This window comes from Streptomyces sp. NPDC107765 (genome assembly GCF_055657085.1).
This window is the reverse complement of sequence record NZ_JBVKBL010000028.1, coordinates 11973-32866: the sequence shown is the minus strand read 5'-3', so window position 1 is coordinate 32866 and position 20894 is coordinate 11973. Positions and strand designations below refer to the sequence as shown.

Below are 20894 nucleotides of genomic sequence, written 5' to 3'. Positions count from 1 at the left end.
GACAACAGGGCCTCTTGCTCCTCGCCGGACTCGACATCCGCGCGCTACCAAGAGGCCCTTCCTCCATGTCCGTGCACCCGACAACTCACCCGATCCGGCACCCTGTTCGAGGCCCGGCCGACCACACACACGGAGGGAGAACAGCCGGTCAGCTCTTGCGGGACGACATGGACGTGACCGCTTTGGAGCCGATCCGGCCCAGGAGTGCGGCCAGTTCGGTGGGCGCGGACAGGAAGGGGGAGTGGCCGGTGTTCAGCCGCTCGACCTGTGTGGCGCGGGTGGACATCCGCTCCTGCAATGCGGGCGGGAGCGCTCTGTCATCCTCGCAGAGCACATAGGTGGAGGGCACCGTCCGCCACGCTGTCCGGGTCACCCGTTGCTGGAAGGAGCGCCGGCTCTGCGTGACGAGCCGGCTGACGGCGTCCGCGGCCTGCTCGTCGGGCAGGTCCCCGAACAGCGCGGTGCGGGGGTCGTCGAAGACGACGGGGGCTGTGCCGCACAGGTCCTCGGCCGTGTCGCCGCCGTGACCGTGCACGCTGAGGAGGGACTCTCCCTCCTCGGGCAGATACGCCGCCAGGTAGACGAGATGAGCGGCGAGGCCGGCGGCGGCCTGGGTAACCGGGAGGCCGCCGTAGGAATGCCCGACGACGATCACCGGACCGTCCGCCTGCCGCAGATGAGCGGCTATCGCGTCGGCGTCGTCGTACATCCCGGCGGCCGGTGTGCGCTGCGGTCCGGCACTGGGCAGGTCGACCGTCCGGGCCCTCCAGCCATCGGCCGCACGGGCCTTCCGTACGAGGTCCCAGCACTCTGACCGGTGCCAGGCCCCGTGGACCAGGAGGAACGAGGGGCGCGGTGCGGTGGTGGGGAAGGTGTCGGCAGGGGCCGTTGCATCGGTGGACATGAGGAGACTCCGGAAGTGTTCGGTGAAACGCATGCCGGGAGCGGTGGGCTGGATGTGCGGTGCAGCCGTCGGCGGTTCGGCCGCGTCGGCGGCTCGCGGAGACGGGCTCTAGCTTTGCTGCGCCACGCTCGCCTCCTGCCGGGGACCGCCGTCGTGCTCCCTGCCGTCGCCGGACCCTGCGCCTCGGCCGGTTTCCAGGCCCCCGGCGTCCCCCGCGCCTTGCCGGCCGTCTTTCGCGTTCTGACCGACATCATCTTTCGGCGTGCCCTGCTCGCGGGCCGTGGCGTGCCCCGCGGCGGGGACTGCGGCGGCCCTGTGCGACGGCCGTACGAAGATCAGGACGATCAGTCCGCCGATCGCCGCCGCCAGTGCCGAGGTCAAGAACACCCGATCCAGGCCGGTGGCGAACGCCGTGTGCACCAACTGGTGCACCGCGCCCCGGTCGGCGGCGGGTGCCGCGTCCACCAGGCGCCGGGCCTGCCCCGCGGCCAGCGCCGAGGCACCCTTCTGCGGATCCGGCACCGTGCCGGGCCCGGCGAGCACGGCGGCCGCCCGGCTGGTGAAGACCGTGCCGAAGACGGCGATGGCCAAGGTCATGCCCAGCTGACGGAACGTGTTGACAGCCCCGCCGGCCATCCCTGCCTGCTGCGGCGGCACGGAGGAGGTGGCAGCCGAGACCAGCACCGGCGTGGCCAGGCCGACGCCGATCCCGGTGACCGCGAGCCCTCCCATGAGTGCGGTCTGCCCTGCGTCGGCCGTCATACCCGCACGCAGCACCAGCATGCCTGCCGCGACGGCCAGGAGTCCGATGCCGATCGGGAGGTGCGGCGCGAGCCGCTGGAGGTGACGGCCGGCCACGGCAGCCACGAGGAACGAAGCACCGGCCAGCGGCGTCAGGGCGAGGCCCGCCCCGACCGGGCTGAGGCCCAGCATCGACTGCAGCCACAGCGAGACCAGGACCAGGCAGCCGAAGGCACCGCCCTGCAGCAGCAACGCACCGCTCATCAACGCCGCGAACGAGGGGCGGCGAAGCAGCACGAGGTCCATCATCGGGACGCCCCCGCGTCGCGCCGTACGGTGCTCGATCACCACGAACGCGATGAGCGCTGAGGCGGTGACGGCGAAGGTCGTCAGGGTCTCGACCGAGGCCCAACCCACCTCCCCGCCACGGATGAGCCCATAGGTGAGCGTGGCCACGGCGATGGTGAAGGCCGTCGCGCCGGGGATGTCGACACGGGCCCGGGTTCCGCTGAGCCGCGCACCGTGGCCGGAGGCCCCGACGGGCTGGTCGGCGGGCCGGTCGGCACGCACCACCCGCAGCGTCGTGGCGATGGCGACAGCGGCGATCGGAAGGTTGACCCAGAAGATCGTCGGCCAGCTGAAGTGCTCGGTGAGCAGCCCGCCGAGCAGAGGCCCCGCGGCTGCGGCGGCCCCGTTGGCCGCGCCCCACACGCCGAAGGCCGTACCCCGGTCCCTGCCCTGGTAGGAAGTGAGCAGCAGGGCGGGAGCGGTGGCGAACATCGCGGCGCCGCCGATGCCCTGCACCACGCGGGCCGCAATCAGCATTTCTGCGTTGGGGGCGAGGCCGCATGCCAGCGAGGCCAGGCCGAAGACGCCCAGACCGCAGACGTAGGAACGCCGGTGGCCGAAGCGGTCCGCGAGGGAACCGGAGGCCAGCAGCAGGGCGGCGAGCGCCAGGGCATAGCCGTCGATCACCCATTGCAGAGAGGTGAAGGAAGCGCCGAGGTCGGCAGCCATGCTGGGCAGTGCGACGTTCACGATCGTCACATCCACCAGCAGGATGAAGGCGCCCAAGCAGACCGCCGTCAGGGGCCACCATTTGCGCATGTGGGATTCTCCGTTCGCATTGAGCAGGTGTTGCGGGACCGAGCCCCGACCCGTGAGGGGGCTGGGGCGAACTGTGGCGGGCCGAGCAGGCCGGCGGGTGATCCCGTGAAACAGCTTGGAGCTCTCACGGGCGATATCGTGAGCCAGAGCGCTCGTCATGCGCGGATCCGACAGAATGGGGTCCATGACGACCTATCTCGACACCCCGGGCCATGTGTGCCGCAGTCTGTCGGAAGAGGACATGGAGCTCGTGCACGCGCTGCAGATCAACGGGCGGGCCTCGTTCCGGGAGATCGCCGACGTCCTCGGAATCTCCGACCAGACCGCCGCGCGCCGCTGGGCACGGCTGCGGTCCGCCGGGAAGCTTCGGGTCCTCGGCCTGACCGATCCCCTACGGCTGGGGGACTCAGTCTGGCTCGTACGTGTACGGTGCACGCCGGATGCCGCGTCCTCCCTCGGGAAGGCGATGGCACGGCGTACGGACACCACCTGGGTCAACCTGGACTCGGGCGGCACCGAGATCTCCTGCTCGGTACGCACCCGCAGCCCCGGGCCGGAGGAGTCCCCGCTCCTGCAGAAGCTGCCGCGCACACCACAGGTGGTGGACCTGTCCGCGCACTGCTCACTGCACGTCTTCTTCGGCCACGACCTCGGCCCGATCAACAAGCGCGGCCCGCTGACGGCCGCGCAGGTCGCGGCGCTCACGCCCCCTGACACACCGGACCGGGCCACGGTCGCCACCCCACCGGTGCCGCTGGACGACAGCGACCGGCACCTACTCGACCTGCTGGCCCGGGACGGGAGGGCCGCAACGGGAGACCTGGCCGCCGCGACCGGCCTGTCCCCCTCCACCGTGCGCCGGCGCATCACCGAACTCAGATCGGCCGGCGCCCTGTACTTCGACGTCGAGTACCACCCGGACATCCTCCAGCAGAACTTCCGGGCCGGCCTCTGGCTGGAGATCGACCCGTCCCGCCTCGCCGAGGCGGGATCGGCACTCGCCGCACACCCCGAAGTCGCCTACGCCACCGCCACGACGGGCACGGCGAACCTCTACGCCAGCATCGACGTGGCGACCGCCCAGCTCTTCTACCGCTACCTCACCGAGTCGGTCGCGACCCTCCCCGGCCTCCGCCACACAGCGACCGCCCCCATCCAACGCACCCTCAAAGGACCCGGCCCCTACCTCCCGACGACGGCGTGAACGACGACCGGCATTCGTCGCCCCGGGGACTGTAGAAGGCGGCCTCGGCTTTCTTGGTTTGTCCACTGTGAGAAGCTCACGCTGGCCACGGTGACCAGCAAGGCCAAGGGCGGCGGTGACTACGAACCGCCGTACCTCCTGGAGCTGGCTGAGTGCGGCAACTGCAGCAACCCCTTCCTGATGGTGGAAGAGGACTCCGGCCAGGGAGGGGACGGAGGTTCTTGGCAACCAGGGCGTTCACTTCACCGGGGCCTCAGTGAGTCGTGAGGATGCCGCCGAGGGCCTGGCGCTTGCCGAGGCTCAACTTGCCTGCCTGTATATGCTTTCAGCCCAACTTGAGATGTTCAGAGGTCGTTCTCTTTCCGAACCTCGTGTGAGGTTTTCGCTGGTCAGGCATGAAGCAGCGGCTGCCGTGGGAGCCTGGGCTTGTGCCGGGCAAGAGGTCGTGGAGGTGGCGGATGCCGTCGATGCGGGTGAGCGTTTACGGGTGCCAACTGATCATCCCTTGCCCGACTGGGTACCCATCCGCCGTCGGGCCATCGGGGACCGCATCAGATCTGCACGGCTCCACCGCAACTTCACCCAGGAGAAGTTGGCGGAGCGCGCCGGCCTCGACCGAAAAACGGTCAACCGCATTGAGCAGGGGCACACCTCGGCAAGCCTCGATCACCTGCTGCTGATCGCCGACGCGCTCGGTGTACCCCTGGCCGCCTTGGTCCGGGATTAGGGCCGCGGCAAGGGGACCACGACCTCGGCAGGCGACCGAACCCAGACGTGCTCGCCTGCCGTGGTGACCGTCAGCCCCATGTCGCCGTGAGCCGGACGTTCCAACTCGTCCCACTCCAGCCACACAGATTCCACATCACTCCACAGGCTGTGTTGCCCGAACTCGGTGACAGTGCCGTCGGCGTCCGCAATGGCACCCGAGCCACATCCGTCGTGCACCCAGACCCTCAGGTCGTCACCGTGCCGCCCTTCGGTGAGCGTGACGCCCGGCAATCGGGCGCCCGCGTACAGCGCGAACCCGGGGGTGATCGTCTCCTTCGGCGAAACCTTGCTGTCCCGAGAGTGCGGTGAGGAGGTATCCGGGGTCTGGCCACCAGTGACACGATGGGAGCGCATGGGCATGTAGGTTGCCGTCCCGGCGAAGGTGCCCGACGCCGTTCCATCCTCCGCGGCTGTCAGGCGGACCACGGCGCCGCACCAGAAATCGCCCACCCTGGGGGTCACCAGTACTCCGCCCGGGCGGAGTTGCGTGACCAACTCGTGTGGCACCTGCCGCACGGCACAGGTCGCGATGATCCGATCGTAGGGGGCCCCTGCCTTCCAGCCGTGTTCTCCGTCGGAGACGAGCAGCCGCGGCCGGTACCCAGCGGCCGACAAGAATCGCTTCGCCTGCGCTGACAGAGAAGCGTCGATCTCTACGCTGGCGACGTACTGCTCGCCCAGCCGCGCCGACAGCAGGGCAGCGACGTATCCGGTGGCTGTACCGATCTCCAGCACATTCTGACCGTCGTGCACGTCGAGCAGGTTCAGCATCCGCGCGACCATGGACGGCATGCTGTTGGACGAGGTTGCGATGCCGGGACCGTCCGCAACACCGTCGTCAACCTGCGTAACCACGGGCTCATCTGACGCGACCAGGGCGGCCCGCTCCTCGGCGGTTGTGATCGGGCGGCACCGGTCGCGGTCCTGCCGCCAGATCTGCTCGGGCAGGTACGCCGCACGCGGAGTACGCTCCCACACCGCGCGCCACTCGGGGGTCAATAGGCCGCGCTCGTCCAGCAGCTGGACGAGCGCGGCGTGCCCCTGTTGGGGGTCGGTCATCAGCTCATGCCACCTTGGGGCGTTGGCCGTCGGGGCTCGGGGTCGGCGGCGTCCAGGGTTTGTCCGACGGCTGGCCGCCGTGCTTGCCGTCGTCCGCCAACTGCAGAGTGCTCATGATCTCCTCCGTGTGGTCGAGATTTCAGCTGTACTGCCCTGCTCCAGCAGGTATAGCCGATGGTGCTGTGGCCGCCGTCGAGATAGGCAAACGATCGGCCGTCCCGCGGCTGAGGGACGGGGCACCGCAGGGGGCTCAGGGGTAGGGGTTGCGCGGCGCGAGAGACCCGCACGGCTGGTGGCCGTGCGAGCAGGAGTCAGAGCTCCTCCTCGTCTTCCGCGCCGTCAGGGGTCGCAGGAAGGATGAAGCCCCGGAGCGGAGGCCGGTCGTCGCTCCCCATCGCTGCGTCGGCTGTCCTCATGGACGCCACAACATCGGCGTACTCCGGGCGGATCCACTCCATGGCGGCAGTCCTCTCGTCAGTGGAACTTGGGAGGCTAGCCCTACTAGGGCTTGGGCATCGTTACGATCGGCCCGCTATCGTCCGAACGTTGGCACTTCGCGGCCACCGCCACCAGTTCACCGTCCGGCGGACCCCACAGATCCAGGTCGACGCTGTATCCGGCCTCCTCGATCAGGGCCGTGGTGCGGTCGATGACGCCTTCGTTGTAGCGGCTGAGGTCGGGCGCCTCGGGCCGGTGGTGAATGAAGTCCCCCAGACGGGCCCAGAGTTCGGCGTAGGTCTGGGTGTGCAGAAATGAGGGCGTGCCAGCCAGCATCGACCACGCGGGACGGAACCAGGCGCGCCGTCGGAAACTGGGCGCAGGCGGCGACGAACGCCAGCGCCTCGGCCAGGATCGCGGCTGCGTCGTCGGGTTCGACGTCGGGGTTGTCGGTTCGGATGGTGGAGCAGACGGCGGCGAACTGGTCCTCGCTGAGTAACGATCGGGCAGACTGGCCCATGTGGGCCTCCATTCGGTGAGGTGATGCCTTGCTGTGGAGGCTCGGACCCGTCCCGGCCGAGTAGTCCGGGCAAGGAGATTCGGCCGGGACGGGGGCTTGTTACTTCCAGGGGCTGTGCTGCTTTGGGTACCGGCAGGGCCCGTTGCAGAGCGGGCAGTGGTTGGGCGGCATGTGGATTCCCTTCGGTTGGGCAGATGTATGGCCGGCCGCCGCCGGGTGGGATGTGCGGCGGCCGGCCTTCCCGCGGCGCCTCGGGGGATGGGCACCACGGGAGTCTCAAGGGAACGGGCGGGGCCGGGGTGGCCACGGCTCGCCCAGGCTCCAGACGCCCTGCAGCAGGGCCTCCAGCTGGTCCAGGGCGTGGCTCTCCAAGTCGGGTTCAGGCGGCAGGTCGATGCAGATCCCGCAGTACCAGACCAACCGACTGGGACCAGACTCCGAATCCACACGCGCAGTTCGCAGACCCTCGGTAGCCCCACAGATGCGGCACTCACGCAGCGCCCGCAGCCGCACAATGTTCTCCGCAGCGGCGGCAACCAGGTAGTCCGCCTCGGTGTCGTCCATGCCAGGGCGTAGGCGGCGGAGGGCGCAGCGCAGGCACAGCGGGGCCACCTCTGGATGTCCGGTGGCGTCAGGGGCTTCGTAGTGCGCCACGGCGGAGGCCCCGCAGTCGACGCAACCTCCACACTCGGGCAACAGTCCTGCAGCCAGGTCATCCATGACGGCCGCCCACACTGCCGACCGTGATCACGAACACGATCACAGCCACGCCCATCCAGTACGTCGCGATTCGGCGCTGGCGCGGCGTCACGACAGCCTCCCCACCAGCACGGCGCGGGCGCTGTGCCGGTCAGTTTCGCCGAAGGTAGTGACGGTGTAGCCGCCGGCCTCGACGATGCGGCTCTGGAGCATCTGCCGGTGGGTATCGTCGTTCGCCAGCCGTCCCCAGGTATGGATCAGGCACAGCACCTCCCGGCGTCCCGCCTCGGCCCGCATGGCGTCCAGCAGGGCGCCGAGCTGGGGGCGGTGCGTGCTCATGGCGTACTCGCCGAGGTCAAGCCAGCGGCCCGCCAGCACCCACCCCATACGGTCCGCGTAGGTGTGGCAGCCGGTCATCCGCATGTCCAGCTCGCTCTTGGCGCGCAGGTCGCGGCTGGTGCACCGGTCATAAACGAACGCCAGCGGTGCCCGGCTCATCGCCAGTCCGCCGCGGTGTGCATCGCCAGCAGGTACTGGCAGTCGCGGGCAAGGTGGCCGATCTGCACGTGAGCGGCCAAGATGTCGCATCGGAGTTCCTGCGCTGCCCGGTGATCGGCCTGGTTGAGACGGGCCCCGAGCTGGTACGCCTCGGTCCTCCGGCTACGACGTTCCAGAAGGCGAACTTCCTGCCACGCGAGGGGAATGAGGAGCGCGATATGCCCCCGCAATTCCTCCTGAGTAGCCACCAGTTCGTCACGCTCCGGCCGGCCGCTGCCGAGGCGCAGCGCGCGCCGGATCGTCTCACTGATCGTCTCTACGTCGATCGGGCACGCCTCGGCGTGCGCCTCTGGCGCTGGTGGCTGTGTCTGCATCATCGGCCCCCGGGTGGGAGTGGTCTGCCTCACACCTTCAGAGTGCCGACATGCCAAGGCCCCAACTACCAAAGATGTTTGATAGTTGGGGCCAAAGCTTGACTTGCCGTCAGCTACATACCGATCCAGTGCGCGAAGTTGGAGAACGAGTCTGGCACCGACCGGTAGTGCGACGTCAGATCCTCCATCGTCTGCCGCACGACCGGGCTGTAGCGCGTCTGCTGCGGCGCCACCGTCCGCGCCCGGCGCAGCGACGCGTACGCATCATCCGGCCGGCCCGACCACATCTGCGCCCGAGCCACGTCCGCATAGTGGTGACCGACGCGGGACGGCGGCAACGTGCTGAGGTCCACGCCGCGAGCAGCCTGCACCGCCTCGGCGTACTGGTCCATCTCGGCCAGCGCTGCCACACGGTGAAGAGCTACGTTCGCGGGGCCGAAACTGACCCAGAGAGCCTGTTCCACCGGACCCGTACCGTCGGCAATCCGCTGCGCTTCATCGAGGTGCCCCGTAACGTCGTCTTCGCGTCCGTCACGGGCGGCCAGAATCGCCGCGCCGAGGTGCAGTTGTCCCGTCACAACGTCCCGCAACAGCCCGGTCTCGGCCTGCTCGACGGTCCGCAGCCCCATACCCACCAGCCGCTTACCGGTGGTGTACTGCGCGGCCCGCAGGTAGGCCAGTCCCCGCAGGTACTGCCGCAGCGTGCCGAGCACCGCGTCAGACGCCCGCGTTGCCGCCCACTCCAGCCGGTCAAGCGCGAGCGTGGCGAGGTCGGCGTAGCCCAACTTCGTGGCCACGTCATAGCTCGTGCGGTACAGGCTTGCGAGCGTGCGCCACATGACATCTGACGGAGCGAGGTAGGCCGCGGTTGTCGCCTCATGGATCAGCGCTGGCAAGTCGGCGGCGGCACTCTTGATGTTGGTCTCGCGCACCATCGCGCACAGCTGGTCGGCCTCGGCGTCCAGGGCGAGTTGCGAGCGCGGCTGGATCTCCGGGTCGGGGCCGAGGTCGTAGACGTCGAGCGCCTCGCGGATGGGCTGGATCAGGTTGTCCAGCTGGTCGGCGCGCAGCTCCTCTATGTACGGCTGGCCGGTGATGTCCGCGGTGGCCAGGCCCATGGCACGCGCCACGGCACCGATGAACGCGGGCGAGGCCGGCGCCTTCCCCTGCTCAACCTTGCTGACCAAGGACGTTGAGAGGTGGGCACGTTGGGCAAGCCCCGCTTGGGTGAGGTGGTGGATCTGCCGGAGACGCGCGACGCGCGCGCCGGTGTGCTCAGACGGGATGGCAGGCATACTGGACTCCGTTCTGACTCGACACCAGAACGGTACCCCCGGCAGCGGGGGTGAGCGATCGAACGGCCCCCGCATTGACGGGGGCCGTTCGCGTGACTGCTGTGAACAGATGAGTCTTTGTCGGTGCAGACCTGTACCGTTCAGCACATGGCGATCACATGCGTCCCTGACGCCACCGCCGAGGCCAACCGCGCAATACGCGAGTTTATGGCCGCCCGCACCGGACGCCCGCTCTTCACCGAGGAGCAGGACGAGTACGAGCAGCTGCTCGTCGCATGGGCCGCGGCGCTGCGAGAGCATCCGACCAACTGACCCGGGACACGACGAAGCGCCCCGCCCCTGCACACGGCAGGGGCGGGGCGTTGTCACGATCTGCGCCGGTCAGGGGTGAGGATGACCGGCGGGCTGGCGGTCGGGCTCGGCGAACCATCACGGCGGCACACCAACGCATCCTCGTCGGACGGTGAGGTCTGCAGGCTGTAACCGTCCGGGCAGACCTGCCCGTCCCGGCCATCCTTTCCGGCAGGGCCGGCCGGGCCCGGCTCGCCCTGCGGCCCTTGCGGCCCGGGCGAGCCAGAGGCACCGGCCGCTCCATCGTTCCCGGACGACCCCGGGGCCCCATCCCTGCCGTTCTGACCGGCCTCGCCAGCCTGGCCGTTCTTCCCCGCGGAGCCGCCCTTGCCGGTGGCGCCAGCCTTGCCGCTCGGCCCACTCGGTCCCGGCTCACCAGGCTCACCCTGCGAACCACGCGGGCCACGGACGGCCCGGCCCGGATCGCCACGGCTACCCGGCGGCCCGTCGTCTCACGGACGTGGTGGACGGACTGCACGATCATCACGGCCGAGGCCACCGAGGCCCGCCACCGGGCCTACCGTCACCGGGCTGTGCTCCCAGGCCGGTGATGTCGCTTACTTTGAGCCAGTGGGTATCCGCAACGGCGAGCAGCAGGTGCTGGTGCTGGTGTTCATCGGTATTGCTCCGGGCAAGGAGTCCCTGGCTTGGTCCGGCGTGCTGTCAGGCCATCCAGAAGAAGACGGCGGTCATCCGTTTGTCTTCCAGTGTGCTGCCCCAGTAGCCGGTAGCGCTGTGGAGCATGTTGGCGGCGTAGAGCAGCAGCCGGTTGTGGCGGTGCGGTACGCGTACGTCCTCGGTGAAGGAGTCGGGCGGGACGAAGCGTGTGCCGAGGGCGTCGACCAGGTTGTTGTGTGGCGCGGTCACCATGGCATCCCGCACCGTGCGGCGTACCGTTCCGGCCGCTGCCGCGGAGAGGTCGTGGTGGAGCGCGACACTGCCGCGCACGGTGTGCAGCCCGCCGACGAGGACGACGGGGAGCCTGCCGTTCTCCGCCATCACCGCACCCCGCGCCGGCCGTAGCGCCGCTCGAAGCGCTCGACGCGGCCGGCCGTGTCGAGGACCCGGGCCGTGCCGGTGTAGAAGGGGTGGCTCTGAGACGAGATCTCCACGTCGATGACGGGGTAGGTGTTGCCGTCCTCCCACTCGATCGTCTTGTCGCTGGTCGCGGTCGACCGGGTGAGGAAGGCGAAGTCGGCAGCCCGGTCGCGGAAGACGACGGGGCCGTAGGCGGGGTGGATCCCAGGCTTCATGACGGTGTTCCTGTCTGCTAAGTCGGCGTGTGAGTCAGCGTTCTTCGCGGAATTCGACGTGCCGGCCGACCACCGGGTCGTACTTGCGCAGGACCAGGCGGGGGTCGTTCCGCCGGTTCTTGCGGGTGACGTAGGTGTAGCCCGTTCCCGCGGTGGAGCGGAGTTTGATGACCGGGCGGAGTTCGTTGCGTGCCATGGGCGCTACTATATGGGAATGGTTTCCATTGCCGATAACGTCTCCGACGAGAGGTGACCCACACACCATGTCCGCCCACTGCCAGCTGACCGGCGCCAAGCCGGGCTTCGGCAAGACCATCTCCCACTCGCACCGCCGTACGCCCCGTCGGTTCGACCCGAACATCCAGCGCAAGCGCTACTGGCTGGCGAGCGAGGGCCGGTACGTCCGGCTCACGCTCAGCGCCAAGGGGATCAAGACGGTTGATTCGATCGGGGTCGAGGTCGCGGTGGCACGGATCCGCGCACGAGGAGTGAAGGTCTGATGGCCAAGCAGAGCAAGATTGCGAAGAACGAGCAGCGCAAGGTGATCGTCGAGCGGTACGCCGCCCGGCGCGCTGAGCTGAAGGAGGTTATCCGGCGGCCTTCCTCCACCGACGACGAACGCGCCGCCGCCCAGGCGGAGTTGCGGCGCCAGCCGCGCGACGCCAGCGCGACCCGGGTACGGAACCGGGACAGCGTGGACGGCCGCCCCCGAGGCCACCTGCGCAAGTTCGGCATGTCCCGGGTTCGCATGCGCGAGCAGGCGCACGCCGGATTCCTCCCCGGAGTCACCAAGTCGTCCTGGTGATATCCGGCGACCTTCACGCTGGACGGAGCTGCGGTCTGGGTCACCACCCAGACCGCGGCGCCGTCCCGGCCAAACCCTCCGGAAGGGTGTACCGATGAACCGCGCAACACCGGGCGGCCCGAGTCGCCCCTTCACGCTGGTCGCCTGTACCAACTGTCCAAGCGCCGACGGCGAAGCGGTGAGGGACCGGCTGCGCGAGGCCGTCCGTGCCTGCCCGCACGGCATTCCCATCGTCACCGGATGCCTGGGCGGCCTGCTGCACTGCACCCCGGCTTCGGGGCTCCACGCCGCAGTACAGCCGTGCGCTAAGGATCGCACTCCCAGCGGCCCCGTCGCTCGCCTGGGCCCCATCGTCACCGAAGCCGCCGCGGAACTGGTCGGCGCATGGCTCCTGGCCGGCATGCCGGACGACGGCACGCTTCCGCACCGGCTGCGCGCGGTACCCGCGCCCCACCACATCGCCCACCTCAACTGACAGGAAGCCCAGTGCCCAAAGGGCTGTTGAGCATCGTGATCGGGAACACCCCGGCTGCCCGCGGGCTCGCGGTGGACCAGCTGGTGGGTGCCGCTCCCCGCGCCGTGGTGCTGGCTGCATCCATCCACTGCCGGGACACGGGCTATCCCGTCGTGCAACGCTTCGTCACCGGTCCCGGAGTATCGCAGTCCGTCTCGCAGCCCATGTCGCGGGTGGCCACCGGCGACCCGGTGGTGATCCTCCGGCAGGACCTGCTGGCCATCCGGCGCACCGTGGGGAACCCTCATGTGGTCCTCGCCCTCTCCGACGAGCTGGATCTCCTGCCGTTCCTGGTGGAGTTGTGGCGACAGCGGACCGGCGCCAGCGCGCTGGGCGACCACTACGTCCCGGCCCCGGTTGTGGCCGGGCTCAACCCAGCGGCCTTTCTGGCCGAGCTTGGATGCGTCCACCGGGCCGTCCGACTGTGGGACGGTACGGATCACACCAGCCCCCTGACACCGGCCGAGATAGCTGCCCGCAGAGTGGAAGCCGCCCACGGCGTGATCGTGCCGGCCCCGCCGAGCCCCACCGACCGTCGAACGGACGGGGTGGCCGCCCTGGTGCACCACCTCAACCCCTCCGCCACGCTCGTCCATGTCGAACAACGGCCGCAAATCGCAGGGGCGTTGCCGCCCTCGCTCCTGCGGCCCGTACCAGACGCTGTTGAGGAGTGGCGGGCCCGGCTGGAACCGGTGACCGTGGTGCCCTCACGCCCCGTTACCGACCTGGGCGTGACGTCGGTGGTATGGCGGGCGCGGCGCCCGCTGCACCCCGAGCGGCTCGCGGACGCGCTGCCCACCGTCATGGCCGGCGTGCTGCGTAGCCGCGGCCATCTGTGGCTGTCCAGCCGGCCCGCATCTGTCGTGACCTGGCGGTCGGCCGGACCACACATGGAACTGCAAGAAACGGACCGCTGGCTGGAGCCCGGAGACCACAGCGCCTGGCGGTGCGCATCCCCACAACGGCGCACTCTGGCCTCGTGGTTCTGGCACGACTACTACGGCGAACGTCGTAACGCCCTCACGTTCACCGGCGTCGGCCTCGACCGGGACCGGTTGCGCTCCGCCCTTGATGCGGCCCTGCTGGACGACAGGGAGTTGTCACTGGGCTGGGACGGATGGGCGGCTTTCCCTGATCCCCTGCTCGGCGACGTCCCGCTTTGAGCCGAGCCACTCCCGGGCTCGGCCGCATCTCTCACAGCAGGTCGGACGCACCGGTGCCCCTGTGCTCCGTATGAGCACAGGGGCACCGGTGTGCGCACCTTGTGAGTTGCCGGGTTGGGCGGTGCCGTGGCTGCGACCACCGCCCAACCCGGAGCCTGTCATGCCTGCGGCACCAGCTCCGGGTGCTCGTGCTCGCAGGCGTCGTCGATGCCGTAGGTGTCCCAGGCGGGGAACGGGTCGTCGGAGAGCTGTTCCCTGTCGGCAAGGAGGCAGTCGGCCAGGGCCGCTTGAAGCAGGCCGGCGCGCAACCCGGTGCCGATGAAGACCAGTTCCTGGCCCTGGCTGTCGTCGGCAGCGCGGGCACCGGAAGGCTCGAAACGGGCGACCGCTCCGGCCTGCGACCACAAGCCCGTGACGTTCGGGCGGCTGGCCAGCCAGAAGAAGCCCTTGGAACGCAGGATCTGACCGTAGGCGCCGCTGTCCAGCCCCTCTGTGACGAAGGTCCACAGTCGGCCCGGGTGGAACGGCGCATCGGCACGGAAGACCGTGCTGGAGATGCCGTACTCCTCGGTCTCCGGGACATGGTCGCCGTTGATCTCCCGCACCCAGCCGGGGGCCTGTTGTGCCCGCTCCAGGTCGAACAGTCCGGTGCCCAGGATCTCGCCGGGGCTCACCCGGCCGTGCAGTGCGGGCACGATGCGGGCGGCCGGGTTGAGGCGGGCGAGGGTGGCTTCGAGCCGTTCGGCGTTCTCCGCATCGACCAGGTCGATCTTGTTGAGGACGATGACATCGGCGAACTCGATCTGGTCCATCAGTAGGTCGCTGACGGTGCGTTCGTCGTCCTCGTACTGGTCCAGCCCCCGCTCTGCCAGTCCGTCGCCGCCGGCCAGCTCCGGAAGGAAGTTGGCGGCGTCGACGACGGTGACCATCGTGTCGAGCCGGGCGAGGTCGCCCAGGGTCGCTCCGTCGTCGCGCGGGAAGGCGAAGGTGGCCGCGACGGGCATCGGTTCCGAGATGCCGCTGGACTCGATGAGGAGGTAGTCGAAGCGGCCCTCGCGGGCCAGCCGGTCGACCTCTTCGAGCAGGTCATCGCGCAGCGTGCAGCAGATGCAGCCGTTGGTCATCTCGACGAGGCGTTCCTCGGTACGCGAGAGAGCGGCCTCGCCGCCACGCACCAGGCTCGCGTCGATGTTGACCTCGCTCATGTCATTGACGATGACCGCGACCCGAAGGCCCTCCCGGTTGCCCAGGACGTGATTGAGCAGAGTGGTCTTGCCGGCGCCGAGGAAGCCCGACAGGACGGTGACGGGCAGTCGGTTGTGCGTCATGCGGTGGTCTCAGCTCTCCGGGCGCAGCAGGCCGCGTTCGTACGCCTTGGCCAGTCGCTGCGGTACGAGGTAGGGCGTGCCGTCGACGGTGACGGGCACGAGCTGCGGTGTGGTCGCCTTCCACTGGGCGCGGCGGTGGCGGGTGTTGCTGCGGGACATCTTCCGCTTGGGTACGGCCATGGCCGAACCTCCTGCACGAGTAGGTGACGGGCAACAGCCTAATTGAAAATGGCTCCCATTTCCAAACTGGCGGGTGCGTGAGCGGCTGCCGGGCCGCTCAAGCACCCCGGCTCCCTGCCCAGCCACCGTCCGTTCCTCCGTCACCCTTCGAGCCGCGGTGGGGTGTCACCGCTGATGTCCAGGAGTGTGAGACGTCCTCCCCGTTCCGCCACCGCGAGCATGTGCCGCCCTATCCGTGCAAGGGATGTGGCGGGGTTGGTCAGATGCCCTGCGGCGAGTGAGGTGCCGCTGCTCTTCGGGCTGTTGGGTCCGGCGCGCCACAGCCGGACGGTGTAGTCGGCCCCCGCGGTCGCGAGCAGGTCTCCCGCGCCGGGCTGCCAGGCCAGCGCCGAGGCACAGACGGGGAGGACGGCCCATCTCGCCGGTGCCGGCCAACTGCTCGGTGACAAGCTCGACCGGGCCGTATTTCAAGAGTCGGTCGCGAAGGGCTGCATGCGTGCGATGAGCACGGCGACATCGTCCGGGTCGGCGGGGAGCCGGAGTTCGTGAAGGAGCCGGTCGCAGGTCTCTTCCAGGGTGGGGTCGGGTGTGTCAAGCAGGCGCAGGAGGGTGTTGAGGCGTTCGTCGATGGGGTGATGACGGACTTCGACGAGGCCGTCGGTGTACAGGACCAGCCGATCACCAGGGCCGACGGGGAAGGTGGTGGTCACGAAGGGGATGCCGCCGACTCCGAGTGGGGTGCCGGTCGGCAGGTCGAGCAGTTCCGGGTGCTGCCCGCTGCGGACCAGGACGGGGGGCAGATGGCCGGCGGTGGCGAGGTGGCACTCGGCGCGGTGGGGATCGTAGACGGCGTAGACGCAGGTGGCTATGTACTGCTCAAGCCCTGAGGTGATCTTGTCGAGGTGTTGGAGGACCTTGGCCGGGTCGAGATCGAGGTCGGCGAAGTCGCTGGTGCCGGTGCGCAGGCGGCCCATGGTGACGGCGGCGTCGATGCCGCTGCCCATGACGTCGCCCACGACCAGTGCGGTCTTGTCGCCGTCGAGCGGGAGGACGTCGTACCAGTCGCCGCCGACCTCGTAGGCGGCTTGTGCGGGCCGGTAGCGGGAGGCGACGTCCAAGCCGGGGAGGTGGGGCGGGTGGTCCGGGAGCAGGCTGCGCTGAAGGGTCTCGGAGGCGTTGCGCACCGTCTGGTGCGAGCGGGCGTTGTCGATGCACACGGCGGCGCGGGAGGCCAGCTCACCGGCGAGGGCGAGGTCGTCCTCGCTGAACGGCTGCGGGTTGCGGGCGCGGCTCAGCCCCAGGAAGCCGAGGATCTGACCGCGGGCGGTGAGCGGGAGCAGCATGTAGGAGTGCACGCCGGCGCGGGCCAGCAGCGTGGCGGCGCGGTCGTCGCGGGCGATGCGGGCCAGGGCGGCGTCGTCGATGTGGGAGATCAGGATCGGTCGGCCGGTGCGTACGCATTCGGTGGGGAGCCGGTCGGCGTCGTAGGAAGCGATCTGGCCAGGCGGGTCCGTGGCCTGGACGGCTTCGGTGACGTAGGCGGCGTGCACCGCGAGGGCGCGGAAGAGCGCGGGGCCCTCACCCAGGGGCGGCCGGTGCTCGTCGAGGACGGAGTCGAGGACGTCGACCGTGGCCATGTCGGCGAGCTCGGGAACGGTGACACCGGCCAGCTCGCGGGCGGTCTGTTCCACCTCCAGGGTGGTGCCGATGCGCGCGGAGCCGTCGGCGATGAGCGCCAGACGCCGGCGGGCCTCGGCGGCCTCCGTGGCCGCCTGATAGCGGTCGGTGACATCCACCACCAGGTCAGCCACGCCGAGAACCCGTCCCTGGGGATCGTCCAGCCGGTACAGCGAGATCGACCAGGCGTGCACGTGTGGGTCGGCGGGGGTGTGGCCGACGATGGTGTACTCGTCGACCAGGGGAGCCCCGGTCTTGAGGACCTGCCGCATCCCGGCCTCCAGCCCCTCGAACTTCGCCGAGGTCATGATCTCGCGGTAGTGCCGGCCCAGATGATCTTCCGCGGGAATCCCGTGCATCCGCTCCAGAGCGGGGTTGACGGCCACGTACCGCAGATCGGCGTCGAGGATCGCCAGCCCGATGGGGGACTGGGAGATCAGCCGGGTGGACAGGGCGAGGTCCCGTTCGACCTCCCGAAGCCTTGACCTGTCGGTGGCCAGGCCAAGGGCGTAGAAGTCGCCGAGGTCGTCCAGCAACCGCATGTTGCGGAACTCCACCAAGCGAGTGCTGCCGTCCTTGTGCCGGACGGGGAACGCCCCCGCCCACCGCTCCCCGGTACCCATGACCTCGTCGAACACCTTGATCATCAGATCCCAGTGCTGCTCGTGAACGAGCAGCGGCGCAGCGTACTGCCCGAGCGCCTCCTCAGCGGTATAGCCGAACAACTCCTCGGCTTCCGGACTCCACAAGACGATCCGCCCCTCGGCATCCAGCAGCACCGCAGCAAGGCCGAGAAGGTCCATCAGCCCACTCGGCAGCGCGGATCGCCCCTCCGGCTGACCGGTGCCAGCCGGACGCCCATCGGCTGTGCTCACACGGGCACTCCTTCCATACGCCGGACCACAAGGGCCTCTGCTCGCGCCGGCCCGCGGCCTTGCTCCGTACCCATGGAGTGCGTTGGCTTCCATGGTCCACCTTGGAGCGGCCGACCGCTCACGCACTGGAGCAGGATGGTCCCCACCCCTTTCCCCCCTTGATCATTCGTGTGAGCATGGGTGGCCAGGGTGGAAGCGGCGCCGCGCCCGCCGGCCTGTCCATCGAGCGGGCCGTCACCTCGCCCACCACGCGCGGGTGCCCGGCACCTTCACGGTCACCCTGCCGCAGGGCCCGAAGGGCGCACCCGACCGCGCCCAGGACGCCCGCGTGACCCGCGGCGTCGCGCTGATCATGCTGGTCCTCGGGGTGGCCATGCCCCTCGCCGGGATTTCCATGCTGCTGATCCTGACGCTGGACCGGCTGGTGATCCGCCGGCTCGCTCCGCTGCGCCGCTTCTTCGGCTGAGCAACGAGACGGGGTGGGGAGCACGCTCCGACCGAGCGGCGCGTGCTCCCCACCCCGAGCGGAGGCGAAAGCAGGTTGAGCGCATAAGGCAAAGCCATGAGCGGCGCCTCTTGCCGTGGCGCGAAGGTCCTCGTTGTGAGTCGAGACGTAGTTCTGGGCGGCCCGGGACGATGACGGGGCGCGGGAACCAACGGGCGTGTTCGTACGACTCTCTGCGGCGGGCCTCGTGCGGTGCGTGGTCCGGCATGGAGGGAGAGTGCACGTGCACGCAGATCGGTCGTCCCTGCCGTCCTCGATATCGGCCGCCGGGAGTACGGGTGGTGCGGGCTCCGAGCGGGGTGCGGGGCCGGTGGTGACCCTGTTGCTGACCTCGGCGATGGCTCTTTCCATGCTGCAGCTGTTTCTGGTCGGGGCGTTCGGTCCGCGGCTGGTGGCGGATCTGGAGATGAGCCGCGCCATGTTGGGGTTGACGACGACGGCGGGGTTCGGGGCCGCTGCCGCGTTGTCTCCGGTGGCGGGGCGGCTGGTGGACCGGGCCGGACCGCGGCGCTGTCTGATCGCGTTGCTGCTGCTCGTCGGTGTGGCGCTTGGGCTGATCGCTTCGGCTCAGAGGTACGGGGTGTTGCTGGCGGCGGTAGCGGTGGGAGGAGTTCCCCAGGCGTTGGCCAATCCGGCTACCAACAAGGTGATTGTGGCTGCCGTTCCGGTGGCGCGGCGTGGTGCGGTGACCGGCGCGAAGCAGTCGGGGGTGCAACTGGGGGCCTTTGCCGCCGGGCTGCCGCTGGCCGCGCTGGCGGGTGGGGTCGGCTGGCGCGGGGCGGTGTGGGTGGCTGCGGCCCTGGCTGCGGTCGCGGCGGCATGGGCGGCCCGGGTGTTGCCTGCGGATGGGGGGCATGCGGGTGTGGGGCATGCGGGTGTGGGGCCTGCCGGTCCGGCTCAGCGTGCGGCGGGGAAGGCGGATGAGGGGGCCGCCCCGCCCGCGGGGTCTGTGGTCGGGTGGCTGTCGGTGTTCTCCCTGCTGCTTGGCGCGGGCATCGCTTCGGTGAATACGTATCTGGCGCTGTTCGGGGTGCAGCGGCTCGGGTTCGCTCACACAGCGGCGAGTGTGCTGGTGGCCGTGCTGGGACTGGCCGGGATCGCCGGGCGGATGGGGTGGTCGAGGGTCGCCGGGCGTCCCGGCCGGGCGGTGGTGCTGCCCGCAACTCTGGCGGGAGGCGCAGTCGTCGCTGGTCTGGTGCTCGTCGCGGCGCTGCGGGTCCCTGCGCTGGTGTGGGTTTCGGCGGTGGCGGTCGGGGTGTTCGCGGTCGCGGGCAATGCCGTCTCGATGGTGCTGGTGATCCAGCGGGCGGCACCGGGCCGCGCCGGGCAGGACTCCGCGCTGGTGTCCGCGGGCTTCTTCGCCGGCTTCGCCGTAGGGCCACCGGTGTTCGGTGCTGTGGTGGAGGCGTCCGGGTATGGCCGGGGATGGCTGCTGGTGGCGGTGGAGTTCGCCGCTGCGTGGGCTGTCGCGGCCGCGTGGGCGTTGCGGGAGCGGCGCTGCTCCGGCGGGAAGCTGGGATGAAACCGCAGCGTACGAATGCCATGACGGACACCGCTACAGCGGGCTACTGGGCGGGCGATGCGCTCGCTCTGGTACTGGACCGGGTCGCCGCGACGGCCGCGGAGGTCGGCGACCGCTTCCCGCTGTACGCCGACCCGGTCACCGGGCGGTGGACCACGACCTCGCGCGGGTCCTGGACCGGGGGCTTCTGGGCGGGGCTGCGGTGGCTGCGGGCCCTGCACACCGGCGACGTGGGGGACCGGGCGGGAGCAGCCGAGTGCACTGGGCGGCTGGCCGGTTGGCTGGATGCCGATACGGCGACCCGTGGGCTGATCTTCTGGTACGGGACGGCGTTGGGGGCGGGGCCCGGTGGGGATTCCGGCGCGATGGGCCTGCGTGGCCAGGCAGCTCGCGGATGCCTGGACGACGCCTTTGATGCTGAGTTGGGGATCGTGCCGTGGGGCGCCGCGTTCGGTGGTCCCCGTTTGGTGGCGCGGGTGGACGGGGTTCCAGGGATGGTGCCGCTGCTCGCGACGGCCGGGGGTTCTGACGGACGGCGTGCCGCCCGGTCCCATCTCGACCGGCATCTCGCACTGTGCCTCGGCGAGGATCCGTTGCGCCCGGCCTGGGAATGGACCACGGAGGGCCGGTGGGCAGGCTGTCGGCAACCGGCGCCGGGCTGGAGCCGGGGCCGGGCGTGGTTGTTGCTGGCTCTCGCTGACGCCGTCCTGTGGTGGGGCGACGGTTCGTACGCGGAGAGGGCCCGGGGCCTGCTCGGGCGGGACGTAGGAGCAGCGGGCGTGCTCGTTCCGCCGGCTGAGGCGAGGGCACCTGAAGGGCCCGTGGACACCTCCGCAGCCGCGATCGAGGCGGTCGCACTGCTGAAGCTCGCGGCTGCCGCCACTGCGCCCGAGGCGCAACGGCTGCGGGGGCGGGCCGCCATGGTCGTGGAGCGTCTGGTCACCACGCACCTGACGGTTCCGGGGGCAGGCCGGCCGCCCGGCATGCTGCTCGAGGGCTGTTACGACCTCGACCGTGGCATCGCCGTCCGGCACGAGTTGGTGTGGGGCGACTTCTTCCTTGCCCTCGGGCTCGCGCTGCTCACGGGGCTGGTGGACGCCCACGACGTATGACC

24 protein-coding genes and 2 pseudogenes are annotated in these 20894 nt (G+C 70.0%); 10 read left to right on the top strand and 16 right to left on the bottom strand.

The features are described from left to right. Positions 1-148: 148 nt before the first annotated feature. Positions 149-904, bottom strand: coding sequence for an alpha/beta hydrolase (locus ACZ7MX_RS38895; RefSeq protein ID WP_472139347.1), 756 nt, complete (start codon positions 902-904; stop codon positions 149-151). Between the two features lie 108 nt (positions 905-1012). Next, positions 1013-2752 carry an MFS transporter gene (locus tag ACZ7MX_RS38890; protein ID WP_472139345.1) on the bottom strand — a complete coding sequence of 580 codons (1740 nt, stop codon included), beginning with the start codon at positions 2750-2752 and terminating at the stop codon, positions 1013-1015. A 184-nt stretch (positions 2753-2936) separates the two neighbouring features. Between ACZ7MX_RS38890 and ACZ7MX_RS38885 the strand changes: the two genes are divergently transcribed. Further along, positions 2937-3956: an Lrp/AsnC family transcriptional regulator gene (locus ACZ7MX_RS38885; protein ID WP_472139343.1), complete on the top strand. Its 1020-nt coding sequence runs from the start codon at positions 2937-2939 to the stop codon at positions 3954-3956. A gap of 256 nt (positions 3957-4212) precedes the next feature. Next, positions 4213-4683 (top strand): helix-turn-helix domain-containing protein, encoded by a 471-nt coding sequence (locus ACZ7MX_RS38880; protein ID WP_472139341.1) that lies wholly within the window; start codon positions 4213-4215, stop codon positions 4681-4683. Here ACZ7MX_RS38880 and ACZ7MX_RS38875 read toward each other — a convergent pair. The 6 genes from ACZ7MX_RS38875 to ACZ7MX_RS38850 form a co-directional block, all read right to left on the bottom strand. Next, on the bottom strand, positions 4680-5783 hold the full coding sequence (locus tag ACZ7MX_RS38875; protein WP_472139339.1) for a methyltransferase domain-containing protein: 1104 nt from the start codon (positions 5781-5783) through the stop codon (positions 4680-4682). The two genes, ACZ7MX_RS38880 and ACZ7MX_RS38875, sit on opposite strands and share 4 nt — an antisense overlap. Before the next feature lie 311 nt (positions 5784-6094). Continuing rightward, positions 6095-6241, bottom strand: a complete 147-nt coding sequence (locus tag ACZ7MX_RS38870; RefSeq protein ID WP_472139337.1) for a hypothetical protein — start codon at positions 6239-6241, stop codon at positions 6095-6097. 43 nt (positions 6242-6284) lie between these two features. After that, entirely contained in the window at positions 6285-6557 is a 273-nt protein-coding gene (locus tag ACZ7MX_RS38865) for a glycine-rich domain-containing protein (RefSeq protein ID WP_472139335.1), read from the bottom strand. A gap of 991 nt (positions 6558-7548) precedes the next feature. After that, positions 7549-7938 (bottom strand): recombinase family protein, encoded by a 390-nt coding sequence (locus ACZ7MX_RS38860; RefSeq protein ID WP_472139333.1) that lies wholly within the window; start codon positions 7936-7938, stop codon positions 7549-7551. Beyond that, the gene (locus ACZ7MX_RS38855; protein ID WP_472139331.1) at positions 7935-8315 is read right to left on the bottom strand and encodes a DUF6415 family natural product biosynthesis protein; all 381 of its coding nucleotides are present in this window, start codon (positions 8313-8315) and stop codon (positions 7935-7937) included. Before ACZ7MX_RS38855 ends, ACZ7MX_RS38860 begins: the two co-directional genes overlap by 4 nt. A 110-nt stretch (positions 8316-8425) precedes the next feature. Beyond that, positions 8426-9607 carry a helix-turn-helix domain-containing protein gene (locus ACZ7MX_RS38850; protein WP_472139329.1) on the bottom strand — a complete coding sequence of 394 codons (1182 nt, stop codon included), beginning with the start codon at positions 9605-9607 and terminating at the stop codon, positions 8426-8428. Positions 9608-9754: 147 nt separating this feature from the next. Here ACZ7MX_RS38850 and ACZ7MX_RS38845 point away from each other — a divergent pair, with 147 nt between their 5' ends. After that, complete coding sequence (locus ACZ7MX_RS38845) at positions 9755-9919, top strand: hypothetical protein (protein WP_472139327.1); 165 nt, start codon at positions 9755-9757, stop codon at positions 9917-9919. A gap of 702 nt (positions 9920-10621) precedes the next feature. Here ACZ7MX_RS38845 and ACZ7MX_RS38840 read toward each other — a convergent pair. The 4 genes and pseudogenes from ACZ7MX_RS38840 to rpmG all read right to left on the bottom strand — a co-directional run. Continuing rightward, positions 10622-10828: pseudogene (locus ACZ7MX_RS38840) on the bottom strand (DUF6445 family protein); the annotation flags it as partial. Further along, positions 10829-10957, bottom strand: a pseudogene (locus ACZ7MX_RS38835) (cobalamin biosynthesis protein CobW); the annotation flags it as partial. It abuts the pseudogene before it with no gap. Further along, on the bottom strand, positions 10957-11211 hold the full coding sequence (locus ACZ7MX_RS38830) for a type B 50S ribosomal protein L31 (protein ID WP_472139326.1): 255 nt from the start codon (positions 11209-11211) through the stop codon (positions 10957-10959). The gene ACZ7MX_RS38830 and the pseudogene ACZ7MX_RS38835, both read right to left, overlap by 1 nt. A 34-nt stretch (positions 11212-11245) precedes the next feature. Next, positions 11246-11407, bottom strand: a complete 162-nt coding sequence (gene rpmG, locus ACZ7MX_RS38825) for a 50S ribosomal protein L33 (RefSeq protein ID WP_472139324.1) — start codon at positions 11405-11407, stop codon at positions 11246-11248. Positions 11408-11474: 67 nt separating this feature from the next. Between rpmG and rpmB the strand changes: the two genes are divergently transcribed. The 4 genes from rpmB to ACZ7MX_RS38805 all read left to right on the top strand — a co-directional run bounded on the left by rpmB (position 11475) and on the right by ACZ7MX_RS38805 (position 13693). Then, complete coding sequence (gene rpmB, locus ACZ7MX_RS38820; protein WP_472139322.1) at positions 11475-11711, top strand: 50S ribosomal protein L28; 237 nt, start codon at positions 11475-11477, stop codon at positions 11709-11711. Continuing rightward, positions 11711-12016: a 30S ribosomal protein S14 gene (gene rpsN, locus ACZ7MX_RS38815; protein ID WP_472139320.1), complete on the top strand. Its 306-nt coding sequence runs from the start codon at positions 11711-11713 to the stop codon at positions 12014-12016. The genes rpmB and rpsN overlap by 1 nt, the downstream gene beginning before the upstream one ends. Positions 12017-12110: 94 nt before the next feature. Further along, a complete protein-coding gene (locus ACZ7MX_RS38810; protein ID WP_472139318.1) occupies positions 12111-12491 on the top strand; it encodes a hypothetical protein in 381 nt (126 codons plus the stop codon). Between the two features lie 11 nt (positions 12492-12502). Then, complete coding sequence (locus ACZ7MX_RS38805; RefSeq protein ID WP_472139316.1) at positions 12503-13693, top strand: GTP-binding protein; 1191 nt, start codon at positions 12503-12505, stop codon at positions 13691-13693. Between the two features lie 158 nt (positions 13694-13851). Here ACZ7MX_RS38805 and ACZ7MX_RS38800 read toward each other — a convergent pair whose 3' ends face one another. The 4 genes from ACZ7MX_RS38800 to ACZ7MX_RS38785 all read right to left on the bottom strand — a co-directional run bounded on the left by ACZ7MX_RS38800 (position 13852) and on the right by ACZ7MX_RS38785 (position 17753). Continuing rightward, entirely contained in the window at positions 13852-15021 is a 1170-nt protein-coding gene (locus ACZ7MX_RS38800) for a GTP-binding protein (protein WP_472139314.1), read from the bottom strand. Positions 15022-15030: 9 nt separating this feature from the next. After that, positions 15031-15201: a 50S ribosomal protein L32 gene (gene rpmF / locus ACZ7MX_RS38795; RefSeq protein WP_006601600.1), complete on the bottom strand. Its 171-nt coding sequence runs from the start codon at positions 15199-15201 to the stop codon at positions 15031-15033. 140 nt (positions 15202-15341) lie between these two features. Beyond that, positions 15342-15650, bottom strand: a complete 309-nt coding sequence (locus ACZ7MX_RS38790) for a hypothetical protein (RefSeq protein ID WP_472139312.1) — start codon at positions 15648-15650, stop codon at positions 15342-15344. Between the two features lie 18 nt (positions 15651-15668). Next, complete coding sequence (locus ACZ7MX_RS38785; protein ID WP_472139310.1) at positions 15669-17753, bottom strand: SpoIIE family protein phosphatase; 2085 nt, start codon at positions 17751-17753, stop codon at positions 15669-15671. 256 nt (positions 17754-18009) lie between these two features. On the opposite strand from ACZ7MX_RS38785, the gene ACZ7MX_RS38780 reads away from it, so the two are divergent. The 3 genes from ACZ7MX_RS38780 to ACZ7MX_RS38770 all read left to right on the top strand — a co-directional run bounded on the left by ACZ7MX_RS38780 (position 18010) and on the right by ACZ7MX_RS38770 (position 20892). Continuing rightward, a complete protein-coding gene (locus tag ACZ7MX_RS38780; protein ID WP_472139308.1) occupies positions 18010-18219 on the top strand; it encodes a hypothetical protein in 210 nt (69 codons plus the stop codon). Between the two features lie 352 nt (positions 18220-18571). Further along, positions 18572-19780 (top strand): MFS transporter, encoded by a 1209-nt coding sequence (locus tag ACZ7MX_RS38775; RefSeq protein WP_472139397.1) that lies wholly within the window; start codon positions 18572-18574, stop codon positions 19778-19780. A 20-nt stretch (positions 19781-19800) separates the two neighbouring features. Beyond that, positions 19801-20892 carry a sugar ABC transporter permease gene (locus tag ACZ7MX_RS38770; RefSeq protein ID WP_472139307.1) on the top strand — a complete coding sequence of 364 codons (1092 nt, stop codon included), beginning with the start codon at positions 19801-19803 and terminating at the stop codon, positions 20890-20892. The last annotated feature ends 2 nt before the right edge of the window (positions 20893-20894 follow it).